Source organism: Flaviaestuariibacter terrae, assembly GCF_054777635.1.
The window spans coordinates 806,039-821,431 of sequence record NZ_BAAHAL010000006.1; the positions used below are offsets into that span (position 1 = coordinate 806,039).

General features: G+C 58.1%; 16 protein-coding genes. 10 read left to right on the forward strand and 6 right to left on the reverse strand.

Going from position 1 to position 15,393, the window contains the following annotated elements; all coding sequences use genetic code 11:
* Positions 1-215 precede the first annotated feature (215 nt).
* From ACYU7Z_RS04220 to ACYU7Z_RS04235, 4 genes are all read left to right on the forward strand, one after another.
* The gene (locus ACYU7Z_RS04220) at positions 216-971 is read left to right on the forward strand and encodes an ABC transporter ATP-binding protein (protein ID WP_460567694.1); all 756 of its coding nucleotides are present in this window, start codon (positions 216-218) and stop codon (positions 969-971) included.
* A gap of 105 nt (positions 972-1,076) precedes the next feature.
* Positions 1,077-1,511 carry an FKBP-type peptidyl-prolyl cis-trans isomerase gene (locus ACYU7Z_RS04225; protein WP_460567696.1) on the forward strand — a complete coding sequence of 145 codons (435 nt, stop codon included), beginning with the start codon at positions 1,077-1,079 and terminating at the stop codon, positions 1,509-1,511.
* A 9-nt stretch (positions 1,512-1,520) separates the two neighbouring features.
* The gene (locus ACYU7Z_RS04230; protein WP_460567698.1) at positions 1,521-2,057 is read left to right on the forward strand and encodes a metal-dependent hydrolase; all 537 of its coding nucleotides are present in this window, start codon (positions 1,521-1,523) and stop codon (positions 2,055-2,057) included.
* Positions 2,058-2,207: 150 nt separating this feature from the next.
* Positions 2,208-2,756 carry an NUDIX hydrolase gene (locus ACYU7Z_RS04235; RefSeq protein WP_460567700.1) on the forward strand — a complete coding sequence of 183 codons (549 nt, stop codon included), beginning with the start codon at positions 2,208-2,210 and terminating at the stop codon, positions 2,754-2,756.
* On the opposite strand, the gene ACYU7Z_RS04240 is transcribed toward ACYU7Z_RS04235, so the two are convergent.
* The 5 genes from ACYU7Z_RS04240 to ACYU7Z_RS04260 all read right to left on the reverse strand — a co-directional run bounded on the left by ACYU7Z_RS04240 (position 2,747) and on the right by ACYU7Z_RS04260 (position 8,331).
* Positions 2,747-4,063, reverse strand: coding sequence for a bifunctional folylpolyglutamate synthase/dihydrofolate synthase (locus ACYU7Z_RS04240; RefSeq protein ID WP_460567702.1), 1,317 nt, complete (start codon positions 4,061-4,063; stop codon positions 2,747-2,749). The genes ACYU7Z_RS04235 and ACYU7Z_RS04240 overlap by 10 nt on opposite strands.
* 85 nt (positions 4,064-4,148) lie before the next feature.
* The gene (locus tag ACYU7Z_RS04245) at positions 4,149-4,982 is read right to left on the reverse strand and encodes a hypothetical protein (RefSeq protein WP_460567704.1); all 834 of its coding nucleotides are present in this window, start codon (positions 4,980-4,982) and stop codon (positions 4,149-4,151) included.
* Positions 4,983-5,315: 333 nt separating this feature from the next.
* A complete protein-coding gene (locus tag ACYU7Z_RS04250; RefSeq protein WP_460567706.1) occupies positions 5,316-6,614 on the reverse strand; it encodes a radical SAM protein in 1,299 nt (432 codons plus the stop codon).
* Positions 6,611-7,210, reverse strand: coding sequence for a hypothetical protein (locus ACYU7Z_RS04255; protein ID WP_460567708.1), 600 nt, complete (start codon positions 7,208-7,210; stop codon positions 6,611-6,613). Before ACYU7Z_RS04255 ends, ACYU7Z_RS04250 begins: the two co-directional genes overlap by 4 nt.
* Positions 7,211-7,284: 74 nt before the next feature.
* Entirely contained in the window at positions 7,285-8,331 is a 1,047-nt protein-coding gene (locus ACYU7Z_RS04260; RefSeq protein ID WP_460567710.1) for an agmatinase family protein, read from the reverse strand.
* 357 nt (positions 8,332-8,688) lie between these two features.
* Here ACYU7Z_RS04260 and ACYU7Z_RS04265 point away from each other — a divergent pair, with 357 nt between their 5' ends.
* From ACYU7Z_RS04265 to ACYU7Z_RS04285, 5 genes are all read left to right on the forward strand, one after another.
* Positions 8,689-9,117, forward strand: coding sequence for a cytochrome c maturation protein CcmE domain-containing protein (locus ACYU7Z_RS04265; protein ID WP_460567712.1), 429 nt, complete (start codon positions 8,689-8,691; stop codon positions 9,115-9,117).
* Positions 9,118-9,131: 14 nt separating this feature from the next.
* Positions 9,132-11,600 (forward strand): heme lyase CcmF/NrfE family subunit, encoded by a 2,469-nt coding sequence (gene ccsA / locus ACYU7Z_RS04270; protein WP_460567714.1) that lies wholly within the window; start codon positions 9,132-9,134, stop codon positions 11,598-11,600.
* Between the two features lie 48 nt (positions 11,601-11,648).
* Positions 11,649-12,335, forward strand: a complete 687-nt coding sequence (locus tag ACYU7Z_RS04275; protein ID WP_460567716.1) for a DUF4294 domain-containing protein — start codon at positions 11,649-11,651, stop codon at positions 12,333-12,335.
* A gap of 72 nt (positions 12,336-12,407) precedes the next feature.
* Positions 12,408-13,151, forward strand: coding sequence for a bacillithiol biosynthesis deacetylase BshB1 (gene bshB1 / locus ACYU7Z_RS04280; protein WP_460567718.1), 744 nt, complete (start codon positions 12,408-12,410; stop codon positions 13,149-13,151).
* Positions 13,152-13,205: 54 nt separating this feature from the next.
* A complete protein-coding gene (locus ACYU7Z_RS04285) occupies positions 13,206-14,285 on the forward strand; it encodes a fatty acid desaturase family protein (protein WP_460567720.1) in 1,080 nt (359 codons plus the stop codon).
* A gap of 146 nt (positions 14,286-14,431) precedes the next feature.
* On the opposite strand, the gene ACYU7Z_RS04290 is transcribed toward ACYU7Z_RS04285, so the two are convergent.
* Positions 14,432-14,881 carry a GNAT family N-acetyltransferase gene (locus tag ACYU7Z_RS04290; RefSeq protein ID WP_460567722.1) on the reverse strand — a complete coding sequence of 150 codons (450 nt, stop codon included), beginning with the start codon at positions 14,879-14,881 and terminating at the stop codon, positions 14,432-14,434.
* Positions 14,882-14,915: 34 nt separating this feature from the next.
* Here ACYU7Z_RS04290 and ACYU7Z_RS04295 point away from each other — a divergent pair, with 34 nt between their 5' ends.
* Complete coding sequence (locus ACYU7Z_RS04295) at positions 14,916-15,263, forward strand: YciI family protein (RefSeq protein ID WP_460567724.1); 348 nt, start codon at positions 14,916-14,918, stop codon at positions 15,261-15,263.
* Positions 15,264-15,393: the final 130 nt, after the last annotated feature.

Genomic DNA, 15,393 nt, shown 5'->3' on the forward strand with positions numbered 1-15,393 from the left:
AAGTCTTGGTCGCAGCGTCATTGCGAGCTTAGCGAAGCAATTGGCCTTTCGATGAGGGCATTGCGGTGGCAGTGCGTGTAAATTGCTTCGTTGTCCTTCGTTACACTTTGGACAACTCGCCATGACGTTCTCGGGCGAACATTCGGCGGACGGCCTTTGCTTCTTTTTCTCTTCGCGGTAAAAATCCCTCCCTGTCCTTCTTTACCTTTACCCGCATGAACAAGATCATCGAGGTACGCAACCTGGTCAAGAACTACGGCTCTTTCCAGGCGGTGAAGGGTCTCAGCTTCGACGTCTACGAAGGCGAGATCTTCGGGCTGCTGGGCCCCAACGGCGCTGGTAAAAGCACCACTCTGGAGATCATCGAAACGCTCCGCGAGAAAACCTCGGGCTCCGTTACCGTCAATGGCTTCGACCTCGACAAAGACCCCAACGAGATCAAGAAGATCATCGGCGTACAGCTGCAGACGAGCGGCTTCTACCCGAACCTGAACCTCGTGCACCTCATCGAGCTTTTTGCCGGCCTCTACAACCGCAGCGTCGACCCGCTGGCCTTGCTCGACCAGGTGAACCTGCGCGACAAGGCGAAGAACAAGTTCAAGGAGCTGAGCGGCGGGCAGAAGCAGCGCTTCTCCATTGCCACGACGCTGATCAACGACCCGAAGATCATCTTCCTCGACGAGCCGACGACCGGCCTCGATCCGCAGGCCCGCCGCAACCTCTGGGATCTTGTGCGGGGCATCCGCGACCGCGGCACGACGGTGATCATCACCACGCATTACATGGACGAAGCGGAGTACCTCTGCGACCGCGTCGCCATCGTGGAAACCGGCGCCATCGTGGCCCTTGACTCACCCGACCGCCTCATCGATCAACTGGTAGACTCGGGCTTCGAGCGCGAGAAGGAAGTCAAAAAGGCCAACCTCGAAGACGTCTTCATTCACCTTACCGGCCGCTCGCTCCGCGAGTAGCGCATGAGTAATGAGTAATGAGCGGTGAGCGGTGAGCAGTGAGCGGTGAAGACCGGCATCGCACGTAACTTCAAACAACAAACTCCAAACAACAAACTTTTTCATATGAGCCTGTTCGATCGCCTGCAGGGCGCCAAAGCCGAAAAAATCAATGCGCAGAAAGAAGAAGGCGCACGCTTCCTTGCCGAGAACAAAAAGAAGGAAGGCATTGTAGAACTACCGTCCGGCATCCAGTACCAGGTGCTGCAGGAAGGCACGGGCAAGCAGCCCTCGCCGCGCAGCGAGATCAAGGCGCACTATGCCGGCCGCCTGCTCGATGGCAAGGAGTTCGACTCGTCGTACCGTCGCAACCAGCCCTTCACGGCGCGCCTGACGCAGCTGATCAAAGGCTGGCAGGAAGTGATCCCGCTGATGCCCGAAGGCAGCAAGTGGCGCCTGTGGATCCCGTCGGACCTGGCCTACGGCGACAACGGCGTGCCCGGAATCCCCGGGGGTGCCGTGCTCGATTTTGAAGTGGAACTGCTCCAGATCCTTAGCTAAATAAATCCCATGGACGTACAAACCGACCTGCGCTACCCGATCGGCAAATTCGAGCCGAAGCCTTTCTCGACCGACCAGAAAGAGGAGTGGATCGCGGATATCAAGTTTCTCCCGACGATCCTGGAAAATGCGTTGCTCAATCTCAACGAAGAGCAGTTGCATACCGCATACCGCGAGGACGGATGGACGGTACACCAGCTGGTGCACCATATCGCCGATAGCCATATGAATGCGTACATCCGCTTCAAGCTGGGGATGACGGAAGATAACCCGACCATAAAGCCCTACGAGGAAAAGGAGTGGGCCGAGGCCGCCGACGTGAAGCAGCTCCCGGTGAACATCTCCGTTACGCTGCTCCATGCGCTGCACCAACGCTGGCATATCTTCCTGCGCTCGATACCCGATGGAGATTGGGAGACCCGCACCGTCTTTCACCCTGAGCACAAGCGAACGATGACGCTCTGGTTCCTGCTGGGGCTTTATTCCTGGCATTGCCGGCACCACGTGGCGCATATCACGTCGCTGCGCGAGCGGAAGGGATGGTAGAGAGGGTTCAAAAAGGTTTTGAGGGAGAGGTTTTGGAAGGTTTTGGAAGGTTTTGAAGGTTTTGGAGGGTTTTGGAGGGAACAGAGTTTCAGTAATGGAAGCGTGCTTCATTTCGTTCATCGAAAACGGGAAGCCGGAAGATTATTTATCATGGAGAAATGGACCGTACTCGAATCGAAATACCTGCACCAGCGGGACTGGCTCACCATCCGCGAGGATAAATGCCGGATGGCCAACGGGACGATCATCCCGGCCTTTTACGTTAATGAATACCCGGACTGGGTGAATGCCTTTTGCCTGACGAAGGAAGGAAAGGTGCTGCTGGTGCGGCAATACCGGCATGGCATCAACAGCATCGAGACAGAGCTGCCCGGCGGTGTATCCGAAAAGGACGAGAGCATGGAAGAAGCCTGCCGGCGCGAGGTGCTGGAAGAAACGGGCTACAGCTTTGACAGCTGGAAATACCTCGGTAAGATCTCGGCAAACCCGTCGACCACCAACAATTTCGCCCATATGTTCCTCGCAACCGGCGGCGTACGCAGCAGCGAGCAGAAGCTCGATGAATCGGAGGAGCTCGAAGTGCTCGAGCTGACGATGGAGGAACTAAAAGAACTCGTGCGGCAGAACGGCATGGCGCAAAGCCTGCACATCAACTGCATTCTTTATGCCCTGATCGAGCTCGGCGAAATTCATTTCTGAGCAAAGCGATCGCGCGCCACTTCAGCCACCACGAAGATGCTGCCGCAAACAAGGAGCAGGTCGTCTGGACCGGCGGCAGCCAGCGCCGCATCGATCGCGTCGTTTACATGTTCAAAACCTTCACCCGCGATCCCCGCGGCACGCGCGGCTTCGAGGAGCTCGGGCAGCGGCAGCGCGCGTGGTATATGCGCCTGTGTAAAATAGTAATGGTCGGCCTTTGGCAGCAGGGGTAGGATCGAGTCGGCCTCCTTGTCGCGCACCATCCCGAACACAAGGTGCAGGCGGCGGTACCGCAGCTCGCGCAGCTGCCGCCGCAACTGCTCGAGGCCATCCTTGTTGTGCGCCACATCGAGCACGAGGAGCGGCCGCTCGCGGAGCAGCTCCCAACGTCCCATCAGGCCCGTCAGGCGCCGCGTAGCCTGGAGCGCTTCCTGCACGGATGACGCGGGAAGCTGCAGACCGGCCCGGCGCAATTCAAGAATAGCGGCCCAGACCGTGCGGAGGTTTTGCTCCTGGTACAGGCCCGGGAGATCAAGCGTGAATTCGTGTCGCTCGTCGCCGTATCGGTCGTAGATCTCAACGCTGCGTGCTGCCGCAGTCGATTCGAGCGTGCGTACTCCCCAGCGATGCCCGGGCACTACCACGGGTGCGCCCACTTCCTGCGCACGAGCGGCCAGTACTTCGGAGGGAGCGCCCTGCCACTGGCCGATCACGACCGGCACCGAAGGCTTGATGATCCCCGCCTTTTCCGCAGCGATCGCCTCGAGCGTATTGCCCAGCATGTTCATATGATCCCAGCCGATGTTGCTGATGACGGAAAGCACCGGTGTAATGATGTTGGTGCTGTCGAGGCGCCCGCCCAGGCCGACTTCGATTACGGCGATATCCACCTGCTGCTCCGCGAAATACTGGAAGGCCATGGCCACCGTGATCTCGAAGAAGGATGGTTGCAGCTCGTCGATCAGGGGCCGGATTTGCTCCGTGAAGGCTGTGACGAATTCCTCGGGCACAACGGCGCCGTCGATGCGGATTCGCTCTCGGAAATCGTAAAGATGAGGAGAGGTGTATAAGCCGGTTTTATAGCCCGATTGCTGCAGAACGGCAGCCAGCATATGACTCACCGAGCCTTTGCCGTTGGTGCCGCCTACATGAATGCTGCGGAATCGCTCCTGCGGGTTGCCGAGGGCGGTGCACAGAGCACGGATATTGTCCAGGCCTTTTTTGAAAGCAGCCGGTCCGCTGCGGCTGAACATGGGAAGCTGGGAAAAGAGGAAGTCGAGTGTTTCGGGATAATTCATCCGGGTCATTCAGCGCCAAAAGTAAAAAGCCCGAAGCCTTTTCAGCGCGAATTATTGCATGCGTCGCTTTTTTGACTCTTAACTTTTGAAAATGTTACCCGCCGGTCGTCCGGAAATTGAAGGTGTACACGATCACCGATTCGTGGTCGCTCTTGTTGAAGCTCATAACCGGGAGGTACTGCAGGATGGCGTTGCGGTACTTACCCATCGATCCGTTGACGATGCGGCGCAGGCTGGCCTTGCCGTTATGGTCGATGAGGAGCTCGGCTTTTACGGTTGCCGGCGGCAGGTCGCTCTGGAAATAATATTCGCGGATCACCTCGCGGTCGTTGCGGTAGACGGTTCCCTTCGGGTTGCCACCCACGCTGCCGGCGTCGCCGGGGCCGTTGCCGGGGCCTTCGCCTGTGCCGGGGTCATAGGTCTGCGCGCCGTTGCCACCGGGGCCGGTGCCACTGGGTGTGCGGACGCCTCCGAAAACAGCTTTCGGCTTCGGTGCCGGCGGTGCGGGCGGGTTGGCGGAAGGCTTCACGGCTTTATTGTCGGCGTCGATGGTCGTTCCTTTCGGGTTGGGTGTGGCGGGATTGCGGATAACCGGGGCGTCGGAGGGGGCATTGTCGTCGGTTTCGACGGTGCGGGCATCATTCGACGTAGCGGAGGCCGGAGCGGACTGCGCGGCGGCACTGCTCGAGGACGTGGGCCCTGCTGCGGGCGCACCGGGGATCTGCGGCTGGTCGTGGCCCGAGCCTACCGCGCTGTTACCGAGGTTGACATCGCCGAGGTCGACCTCGATGGTTTGCTCGGCCACCGGTGCGGGCACTGTCGGGACCGGCCATTTCAGCAGGATAAAAAGCAGGAGCAGCGCGCCACCTGTTGCGCCGGTGATGATCCCTGCCTGCCGCTTCCGTTGCTGGTCCCATTGTGTCGTCATAGTGCTGTAGTTCGCCATGCAAAAGTATTGCTTCCGAGTTTGACTCAGTAACGCGGAAAAAGTTAGGCAAATTGCCCTTGGCGAAGGGCTTCGAGGCGAAGCTTTAACGTTTAGCCAACGCGCCGGACTGAAGTCCGGGGCGATAAAGTGCCGCCGCTACGCGGCGGAACGCATTCGTACTGCATCCGGAATGAAGGCCCGATCGGGATTCCGAAAATATTCGTTTCCCAAGGTGCACAAACAGGAGGCCTGCGTGGTAAAGCAAACGCACAAAAAGGCTGTAAGCGTATCCCGAAGGAATTCCAGCTTCCAGCCCCTCAGTCGATCGGTAAATTAATGCGCGAAATCCTGCTGGTAATCGCCGCGGATCCGCTCCATCGGCGGGTTGAAATACCCATACTTCAGGTGGGGGAATTCTTCCTTCAGCAGCTCCATAAGCTGCTTCACACCCATGCATTCGCCGGTTTCGGTCGCGCCGATCTTTCCGAGGTACCAATCCGGGTCGATGTTGAAGGAACGCCATTGGATCATCTTCAGACCCGTTTCGCGAATAAGCTTCCGCAGCGCCTCGTATTCGGCGATCGAATCGGTCATGCCGGGGAACACGAAGTAGTTGATCGAGGTCCAGCCGCCGAATTCCGTCACCACCTTCAGGCTTTCGATGATGTCGTTGAAGTCGTAGTTGTTGGGCCGGTAATAGGGCATATAGATCTCGCGGCGCGCCGAGTTGGTACTCACGCGGATCGAGTCGAGACCAGCCTCGCAGAGCGCGCGGACGGCCGCGGGCTTGGAGCCGTTGGTGTTGATGTTGATGGAGCCGCGCTTCGTGTGCTTCCGTATTTCTACAATCGCCTCGCGGATCGTTTCCCACATCAGCAGCGGCTCGCCTTCGCAACCCTGGCCGAAGCTCACGATCGGGAAGGGGGCCGACTCAAGATGCGGCACGGTATACTCCACGATCTCTTCGGCCGTAGGCTTGAACAGGAGGCGGTCCTGCGGTGACACGATGGTCTCGTCTTCGGGCTGGAAGGAAATGCAGCCGATACAATTCGCATTGCAGGCCGGTGAGGAGGGGATGGGGCACTCCCAGCGTCCCATGAAATAGTTACGCGCGGCCGGGCAATGGTAGGTAAGCGCGCAATTGTTGGCGAGGTGGGCCACCAGCCGGTTGTGGGGGTAGGCCTTGATCAGGTCGGCGACGCCGTGCTGCACTTTGTCATCGTCGAAGCCGGCCGACTCCTGGCGGATGTCCTCTTCGATACGCGTGGCGGGCACGTAAAACTTATCGTTATGCCAGCCGATGCACACATAGCAAAACAGCGGAAGCGTCGGGGCATCGGGGCCCGTTTCGTAGGCCGCGAGGTAAAAAGAGGTATGCGCCGGCGGCACGAAGGCGGCTACGGCCCAGCCTTTGTCGCAAAGCCGCATGTCGCCTGTTTCCACATCGATGCCGATGCCGCGGCGCCCCGGCAGCTCGTACAGCTGGCCGCCTTCGGGCAGCTCGATCCATTCGTCTTCCGGAACGGGCATGGCATCCCAGCCGCTGCGGCCTACGACGTAGAGCGAGGTATCTTCAAAGATGTTTCCGTTGCCGTCGGAATAGAGGACATAGGGCGATGCGTTGAGGCTCATGCGACAGGTATTGCTTGTTTACGGATCTGCGCCTTGCCGAATGTGTCGGCCGCGGCAAGGCTGGCATTATCGAGCGGCGCGGTCACTTCGAGCTGCACGTATTTCTGGTCGTTGCGAAACAGGGTCACGTAATCGGCCCGTACAATGATATTCTCCAGCTCCGCCCAGGGCAGCACCGGGGGCTTGGGGCTTCCCGGAAGGCCGATGCCTTCATTGGTCAGCTCCAGCACCGACGGCTGGAACAGCACTTTCTCCGAGAAGAGCAGCATCACCGACAATACCGTCCAGGCAAAAAGCCCGTAGGCCGGCAACCCTTGCTGGGTCAGCGCGAGAAGGCCTAGCGCAACGGCCTCGAGGCCACGGAGCGCGCTGTTGTATTTTCCTGCAGGATCTTTCCTGCGGCGGCGGATACCGTATACGATCGCCGTTACAGCAACGATGCCAAAGGGAAGCGCACCGGGGACGCCGGCAAAGTTGCGGGCGGCGAGCCAGGAGGCCGTGGTGGCCAGCAGGTAAAAGCCGGCAATGATGTGCAGCACGCCGGTCATGCGGCGGCGCTTTTCGAGGGATTCTATTTTTACGGGAATCTGGTACATGGTCAAATCGAAATTCAAAAGGCAAAATTCAAAAGCCTCTTCGACGTAACGTTTTTGACTTTTGAATTTTGAATTTACTGCGGGTTGGCTGCCACGAGCAGGTTACACATTTTGAAGAGGACGCGCGCGCCGACGTTCGCATCCCAGGCATTCTCGCTCGTGCTCACCTCGTTGAGATCGAAGGCGATGATCTGGCGGCCCGACTGGCGGATCTTGTTGAACAGGTAATATACCTGCTCGGTCTCGAAGCCACCCTGCACCGGTGTACCCGTGTTGGGACAGAGCTTCGGATCGAGGCCGTCGATGTCGAAGGAGATGTGCACCTTTTGCGGGAGCTGCGCCACGATGTCCTCGCAGATCTGCTTCCAGGATTCGCCCTCGAACTGGCGGTTGCGGATGTCGCGGTCGAAGAAGGTCTTGATGCGCCCGCTGTTTTGCTGGATATAATTGTATTCGCCTTCGGAATAGTCGCGTATGCCGACCTGTACCAGTTTGCTGATCTGGGGCACCTCGCGGAGCGAGTTGTACATAATGGAAGCGTGCGAATACACGAAGTCTTCGTACGACTCGCGGAGGTCGCAGTGGGCATCGATCTGGAGGATGCCGAAGTCGCCATGGGTTTCGCCGAGTGCGCGGAAGAAACCGAGCGGCGTGCTGTGGTCGCCGCCGAGCAGGGCCACGAGCTTGCCCTTTTCTAGCAGCGCCTTTGTTTGCTGGTGCACCCAGTTGTTGAGGAAGTAGGAGCCTTCGTTGATCTCCTTCAGCGACTTGCACATAAACTGGTTCTGGCCTACGATCTCACCGTTGGAGATATAGTCGATATAGAGCTCGGCTTCCTTGCGGAGGTAATCGCTCTTGAGGAGGATCTTCCGGTCGCTCTCGCGCATGAAGAAGCCTTGCTTCCAGCCTTCCGGAACATCCGGGTCGAACAGGTCGACCTGCAGCGAGGCTTTCATGATCTGCTCTGCGGCGCGGGCCGTGCCGGAGCCGAACGAAACCGTTACTTCCCAGGGAACGGGAAGGATCACCAGGCGGGCTTCGTCTTCCGTGAAAGGCAGGCCGAACACGTTGTTGTTCGGGTTGCCGGCGCTGTTCGGGTCAAATGTTGATAGATCGGTCATAATGTAGGCCAGTTGTGAAAGGCGGTGCAAGTTAGTCCCGTTTACCGGCCCCGCCAAAAGGGATCGCCGGAACCGTCCCAACGCAAGGTTAAAGAGGGGAAAGAGGTTTTTTCAGTTCTAAAAGTTCTCAAGGTTCTGTGGGTTCTGTGGGTTCTGTGGGTTCTCAGGGTTGGGGCGCGTCAACGTTTGGAAACCTTACAGCCGCCCTTCCATCCCAACCATCAAAACCTCCAGAACCTTCAAAACCTCCGGAACCTTACTAACATCGTGTTAATGCGTATGAATTGAGTAAAATCAGGATGGCACGGCCCGGCTCTCCAGCGTTTTCTCCTACCTTTGCGGCGTTATCCCGAACACATGAAAAAGATCCACATCATCCTCCTGCTTCTCGTCGTTGGCGGCATCGTTGGCATGTCTTTCTTCATCAAGGACCTGACCACCTATGAAACCTTCGCTTCGGCCGCCAAAAAGAACGACAAGTTCGTGGTGGTGAAGGTGAAGCTCGACAAGGCCGCGCCGATCCAGTACGACATGGTGAAGGATCCCAACAAGACCACCTTCTTCGCCATCGACCAGGACGGAAATCGCACCCGCGTGGTATACAACAACGCCAAGCCCACCGATATGGAACGTAGCGAAGGCATCGATCTCAACGGATATATGCGCGGCGACCACTTCGAATGCACCAAGCTGCAGATGAAGTGCCCCTCGAAATACAAGGACGACATGAACCAGGCCGCGAAAAACCTACCCGGCACCGCACAGGCCGGCCCCGCGACCTACTAAGTACTACAAGACGAATGGACTATATCGGAGAGCAGCTGCTACCCGGCCGTATCGGCCACTTTTTCGTAATCCTTTCCCTGGTAGCCTCACTGGCTGCCACGTATTCGTTTTTCCAGGCTACCCGCCGCCGCGACCTTCCGGAGGCCGGTAGCTGGCGCCGCTTGGCCCGCATCTTTTTCATAACGGAGAGTGTCAGCATCCTTGCGATCTTCAGCATCCTCTTCTACATCATTTCCAACCACCTCTTCGAATTCAAGTATGCCTGGCAGCACAGCAGCCGCTCGCTGGAAGCCAAGTACCTCCTCAGTTGCTTCTGGGAAGGGCAGGAGGGATCGTTCCTTCTCTGGAGCTTCTGGCATTGCGTGCTCGGCCTCGTGGTGATCCGCAAGGGCCGCCAGTGGGAAGCGCCCGTGATGACGGTCGTTTCGTTTGCACAGGTGATGCTTGCAACGATGATCGCGGGTATCCACCTGTTCAGCTGGAAGATCGGCTCCAATCCCTTCGTGCTCCTCCGCAACGAGCTGCAGGCCCCGATCTTTTCGCAGCCCGACTACCTGAGCAAGATCACCGACGGCAACGACCTCAACCCGCTGCTGCAGAACTACTGGATGGTGATCCACCCGCCGGTGCTGTTCCTCGGCTTTGCCTCCACGCTGATTCCCTTTGCCTTCGCCATCGCCGGTCTCTGGACCCGCCAGTACAAGGAGTGGACGAAGCCCGCACTCAGCTGGTCGCTCTTTTCGGCCGGCGTGCTCGGCACCGGTATCATGATGGGTGCGGCCTGGGCCTACGAATCGCTCAACTTCGGCGGCTACTGGGCCTGGGACCCGGTGGAGAATGCCTCGCTCGTCCCCTGGCTGGTGCTGGTGGCCGGCGTCCATACGCTGCTCATCTTCCGCCACACAGGCAACGCGCTGCGCTCCTCCTTTGTGTTCCTGACGCTGACCTTCCTCCTGATCCTTTATTCAACTTACCTCACCCGTAGCGGCGACCTGCAGGATACCTCGGTGCACGCCTTTACCGGCGAGGGCATCACGAAGTGGCACCTCCGCGCGCTTGTCGCGGTGTTCCTGCTGCCGTCGGTTTACCTGCTCATCCGCCGCTGGAAGCAGATCCCCTTCATCGCCAAAGAGGAAGAAGCCTCAGCACGCGAGTTCTGGATGTTCATCGGCTCGCTGGTGCTGCTGCTTTCGGCCACCACCATCATCGTGATGACCTCATTGCCGGTGATCAACAAGATCGCGGGGCTCTTCACGTCCAACAAGCAGCTGATCAAGCCGCTGGCGATGGGAGAGGACTCCGCCTTTGCGTACAACCGGATCCAGGTTTTCGTGGCCATCATCATGGGCCTGCTCACCGCGGTGGGACAATACTTCCGGTATAAAAGCACCCCGGGCAAGGTGCTCCGCAAAAAGCTCCTGCTGCCCACCGTCGTCAGCCTCGTTCTGGCAGCGCTGGTGCTCGGCTTCGGCAAGATCAATTACGACCAATACGGCGCCGGCTATATGGCGGCGATCTGGGTGGCAGTGTTCTGCGCCCTCTATGCCGTAGCAGCGAACGCGCTCTATATCTGGACCGGCGCCAACGCCAAGCTGCGCGCCGCCGGCGGGTCGGTGGCCCACGTGGGCTTCGGCATCCTGCTGCTCGGCATTCTCGTGTCCTCTTCGAAGAAAGAAGTGCTCTCGCACAACACCACCGGCATCTTCGTTCCGATGGGCGAGGGCTCAAAAGAAAAGCCGGGTGAGAACCTGACCCTCGTACAGGGACTCAAGACCGATATGGGCGCCTACTGGGTTACCTACAGCAGCGACTCGGCCCATCCCAAAAAGCCGCTCTGGTTTTATTCCCTCGACTTTGTAAGCAAGGACTCCGCCGAGCGCTTCACCCTCAAGCCAAATGCATTCGTGAACTACAAGGGCAATTCCGGCCTCATGGCCAACCCCGACGCGAAGCACTATTGGAACTATGACGTCTTTACCTACATCACCTCGCTGTCGAACGACCCGGGCAAAGCGGCGGAGGATACGACTTCCTTTAAAACGCGCTCGCTCAGGATCGGCGACACGGCCTGGTACTCGAAAGGCTTCATGGTGCTCGAGGGCGTTCAATCGCGCGATCATATTCCGCAACCGGGCTTCGCCGAAACCGACAGCGCATCGATCGCTACAGTTAAGGTGTTTGCAAAAACCTCGTCGATCTACACCCTGCAGCCACTGCTGGTTTCGAAGGCTGGCGAGCGGATCCCGTATGCCGACACCGCTACCGCCGAAGGCCTCGTGGTGCAACTGGAGCGCGTGCAGCCGGGACGCTTCGATCTGGGTGTGAAGGAATCGGACGCCGTGCTGCGCTACATCACGCTCAAGGCCTACAAGTTTCCCTTCATCAACCTGGTGTGGCTCGGAACGCTCGTGATGGTGTCCGGCTTTGGTATGAGCCTGCTGCGCCGGCTCCGGATGAACCGCAGCACAATGGCTAAAATTTAAGATTTCTGAAACAGCGGATGCCGTAGTTTCATGGTCTGTTTTACCAACATGCATTCGATCGTCCGTAACACGCTTCTTACCTGCCTGCTGGCCTTCCTGGGCAGCGCCGCTTCGGCGCAGTCCGACTCGCTGCAGCACCCGCATTGGGGCACGCGCGACACCATGATCGTATCCGTCATCAATTACCAGGGCGAGCTTCTCCCGTACCGTGAGCTCGATGAAGTTTATATCTCCAAACTTTCGCCCGAGCAGCTGGCAAAGGCAATCGCTGCTTACAACCGGCTCCGCAACGCGGTCTATGTAACCTATCCCTATGCACGCACCGCCGGCGCTACGCTCAACGACGTAGCGGCGCACCTCGAAGGAGTCGATTCACGGGGCGCCCGCAAAGCCTATATCAAGACCCGTGAGGCCGAGCTTCGCAAGCAATTCTCCGAGCCGCTCGAAAACCTGTCGGTGTACCAGGGCAAGGTGCTGATGAAGCTGATCAACCGGCAAACCGGCAATAACTGCTACGAGATCATCAAGGAATACAAAGGGGGCCTCAATGCCCGCCTGTACCAGACGGTGGCCTTCTTCTTCGGCAGCAACCTGCGCCAGGCTTACGACCTCAACGATCCCACCGACCGCCAGATCGAAGCCATTGTGAAAGAGATCGACGGCTCCTGGTACAATAATCCCTACCGCCCGGGTGTTTCGAGTCAGTCAAGCGCGGCCGTAGGTACCGTGCGCTAAGGCACAAACTTCTCACAACTTGGATCGCTTCCCCGTTTTGCAGCGCTGCAGGCCGTATCTTGCAGCCTCAATTTGCACGCATTGCTCAAACTCGATATTCTGGCCATTGGAGCCCACCCCGATGATGTAGAGCTCGGTTGCTCGGGTGTACTCATCGCGGCAGCCAAGGCTGGCAAGAAAACGGGTGTGCTCGACCTCACGGAAGGCGAGCTCGGCACCCGGGGTACTGTTGAAACAAGGTACCAGGAAGCCGCCGACGCGGCCCGTATCATGGGCGTATCGATTCGCGAGAACTTACAGCTCCGCGACGGTTTTTTCAGTAACGACGAAGCCAGCCAGCTCAAACTGATCTCGGTGCTCCGCCGCTACCGCCCCGATATCGTTGTCGGGAATATCATGGAAGACCGCCACCCCGACCACGGCCGTGCCGGGCAATTGATTTACGACGCTGCCTTCCTTTCCGGCCTTCGCCAGGTAAAGACGCAGAACGGCGACGGGAGCGAGCAGGAAGCCTGGCGCCCCCGCTACGTGCTTCAATACCTGCAGGACCGCTTTTACGAGCCCGACTTCGTGGTGGATGTAAGCGATGTGTGGGAGCAGCGTATGGAAGCCATCAAGGCCTACAAGACGCAGTTTCACGACCCCAATGCCGGCGGCCCGCAGACCTACATCTCGAGCCCGCAGTTCATGGAAGCCGTGACGGCCCGCGCCCGCCTGCTCGGAAAACGGATTGGTGTGCCTTTTGCGGAAGGATTCCTTTCCAAAAAAACCGTAGGCCTCCGCGGACTGGATGCACTGGTGCTCAATGAAACCTGAGTTGCCCGACCGTAAACCCATTATTATTCGTTCATCGTTCAAAGATCTCTTTTCATGGCAACACCCAAGTTTGTAAACGTCACCCCTTCCTTTCATGCGGAGCTCAAGGCACGCATCAACCAATATTTCGCGCAGACCGGGAAGAAAGCCACCGGCGGTCCTGCCATCTACACCAAGGCGATCGTGCTGACGACGCTTTTTGTGTTGCTGTACACGCACCTCGTGTTCTTCACGCCCGGCATCGTGCTCTCACTTATTGAGTGTGTTGTGCTCGGCTGCGTCGTGGCCGGTATCGGCTTCAACATCATGCACGACGGCGCCCACGGCTCCTTCAGCCGCCGCGGCTGGGTCAACACGCTGGCCGCCTTCTCGCTCAACATTCTTGGTGGCAGCCACTTCATGTGGAATATGAAGCACAACGTCATTCACCACGCCTTTACCAATGTGGATGGTGTGGATGACGACATCGACATCCAGCCCTGGATGCGGATGAGCGAAACCCAGCCCAAGTATATCATTCACCGCTACCAGCATATCTACTTCTGGTTCCTGTACTCGCTGCTCTACATCCTCTGGATCTTCGTGCTCGACTACCAAAAATACTTCAAGCGCCGCATCGGCGCGATGCCGCTCAAGAAAATGAGCACCGGCGACCACCTCATCTTCTGGGGCTTCAAGATCATCAACGTCGGTCTGTACGTGGTGTTGCCGATCTACATGCTCGGCTTCGTCAACTGGATCGTGGGCTTCAGCGTGTTCTCGCTGCTCGCCGGCTTCGTGCTCAGCATCGTATTCCAGCTCGCGCATACCGTGGAGCATACGCACTTCCCCGTGCCCGACGCCGCCACCGGCAAGCTGCAGGACGAGTGGGCCGTGCACCAGCTCAAAACAACCGCAAACTTCGCCCCGCATAACCGCGTCATCAACTGGTTCGTCGGCGGCCTTAACTTCCAGGTAGAGCACCACCTGTTCCCGAAGATTTCGCACATTCATTACCCCGCGCTGAGCCGCATCATCAAGGAAGCCTGCGCCGAGTTCAATGTACCGTATATCGAATACCCGAAAATGCGTCATGCCGTAGCTGCGCACGTTTCGTTCCTGAAGCAGATGGGACGAGGCAGCAAGGCAGCGTAAGCGAAAGAAGGTTTTTCACCGCTAAGAAAAGACGACAAAAAGGTTTCCGCAAAGAAATACGAATAGGTCCCGCCGAGGCGGGACCTATTATTTTAGCTCGCCTGGCGTGAAAACTTCTTTTCTTATTCTCTTTGCGGTTCCGACCTTTATTTGCTTTCCGATTCTTGTCCAACCGATTTATACATGATGTGGTGCGGGATTCCGACCTCGAAGAACTGTTCACCCCGGATCCTGTAGCCGCATTTTGTGTAGAACCCAAGTACGGCATCGCGGGCATGCATGAACAGCTCGCGGAAGCCCCGGGTGCGGGCTTCTTCTTCTGCGAACGCCACGATCTTCGCGCCAACACCACTTCCCTGCAACACTGTATCAACGGCCATCTGGCGTAGCTGCAGGCGGCCATCGTCGTGGGGGGTAAGCACGCAGCACCCAACGAGCAACCCGTTGCTGAATGCGCCGACGAGCAGCTCGTGCTGCTCGCGTTCGGGATTGATATAGGTTTCCGGAACACCAATCGGGCGCAGGAGCACCTCGAGACGCAGCTGCTTCATCCGCTCATAATCTTCCGTTCCGGTTTGAATAAGACGTATCTCCATTTCGCTATTTTGTGGTTCCAAAATTAGACAGCCAATGCGTACCGAATTTAGTCCCGACGAGATAATGGCAAAGGTCAGCACCGACAAGCCCTATGTGCTGCTGCTGCTGAAGGCCGGCCGCGATCCGATGGAAAGCGAAGACTTCGGGCAGTTGCAGATGGCGCACCTGCAGCACCTGTTCGGACTCCAATCCGAAGGCAAGGTGCACCTGTTTGGCCCGGTGACCACCGAAGGCGACCTGAAAGGCATCATCATTTTCGGCAGCGCCAGCAAGGAAGAAGCCAGCGCCTGGATGCAGGGCGACCCGCTTTGCGACCGCGGCATTTTCGTGTACGAGCTGTACGACTGGTTTACGATCCCGGGAATGGGCATCCCGCTTTAGCGAAAGATCGCAGGCAGAGCAAGCGGTACGGGCGGAATACCACGATTGGCCAGGACCATGCGCGACTTTAAAAAACTGCGCCCATCTTATTGATCAGAGCAGATCTGCGTTCTTTCTCTCCGCCCCCTGC

What these genes read in the sequence shown, in the direction of transcription:
- ACYU7Z_RS04250 (WP_460567706.1), bottom strand. Translation starts at nt 6,614, where the DNA reads ATGAGCCTCAACGCATCGCCCTATGTCCTCTATTCCGACGGCAACGGA.
- ACYU7Z_RS04295 (WP_460567724.1), top strand. Translation starts at nt 14,916, where the DNA reads ATGCGTACCGAATTTAGTCCCGACGAGATAATGGCAAAGGTCAGCACC.
- ACYU7Z_RS04290 (WP_460567722.1), bottom strand. Translation starts at nt 14,881, where the DNA reads ATGGAGATACGTCTTATTCAAACCGGAACGGAAGATTATGAGCGGATG.
- ACYU7Z_RS04265 (WP_460567712.1), top strand. Translation starts at nt 8,689, where the DNA reads ATGAAAAAGATCCACATCATCCTCCTGCTTCTCGTCGTTGGCGGCATC.
- ACYU7Z_RS04255 (WP_460567708.1), bottom strand. Translation starts at nt 7,210, where the DNA reads ATGTACCAGATTCCCGTAAAAATAGAATCCCTCGAAAAGCGCCGCCGC.
- ccsA (WP_460567714.1), top strand. Translation starts at nt 9,132, where the DNA reads ATGGACTATATCGGAGAGCAGCTGCTACCCGGCCGTATCGGCCACTTT.
- ACYU7Z_RS04275 (WP_460567716.1), top strand. Translation starts at nt 11,649, where the DNA reads ATGCATTCGATCGTCCGTAACACGCTTCTTACCTGCCTGCTGGCCTTC.
- ACYU7Z_RS04260 (WP_460567710.1), bottom strand. Translation starts at nt 8,331, where the DNA reads ATGACCGATCTATCAACATTTGACCCGAACAGCGCCGGCAACCCGAAC.
- ACYU7Z_RS04245 (WP_460567704.1), bottom strand. Translation starts at nt 4,982, where the DNA reads ATGACGACACAATGGGACCAGCAACGGAAGCGGCAGGCAGGGATCATC.
- ACYU7Z_RS04225 (WP_460567696.1), top strand. Translation starts at nt 1,077, where the DNA reads ATGAGCCTGTTCGATCGCCTGCAGGGCGCCAAAGCCGAAAAAATCAAT.
- ACYU7Z_RS04220 (WP_460567694.1), top strand. Translation starts at nt 216, where the DNA reads ATGAACAAGATCATCGAGGTACGCAACCTGGTCAAGAACTACGGCTCT.
- ACYU7Z_RS04285 (WP_460567720.1), top strand. Translation starts at nt 13,206, where the DNA reads ATGGCAACACCCAAGTTTGTAAACGTCACCCCTTCCTTTCATGCGGAG.
- ACYU7Z_RS04235 (WP_460567700.1), top strand. Translation starts at nt 2,208, where the DNA reads ATGGAGAAATGGACCGTACTCGAATCGAAATACCTGCACCAGCGGGAC.
- ACYU7Z_RS04230 (WP_460567698.1), top strand. Translation starts at nt 1,521, where the DNA reads ATGGACGTACAAACCGACCTGCGCTACCCGATCGGCAAATTCGAGCCG.
- ACYU7Z_RS04240 (WP_460567702.1), bottom strand. Translation starts at nt 4,063, where the DNA reads ATGACCCGGATGAATTATCCCGAAACACTCGACTTCCTCTTTTCCCAG.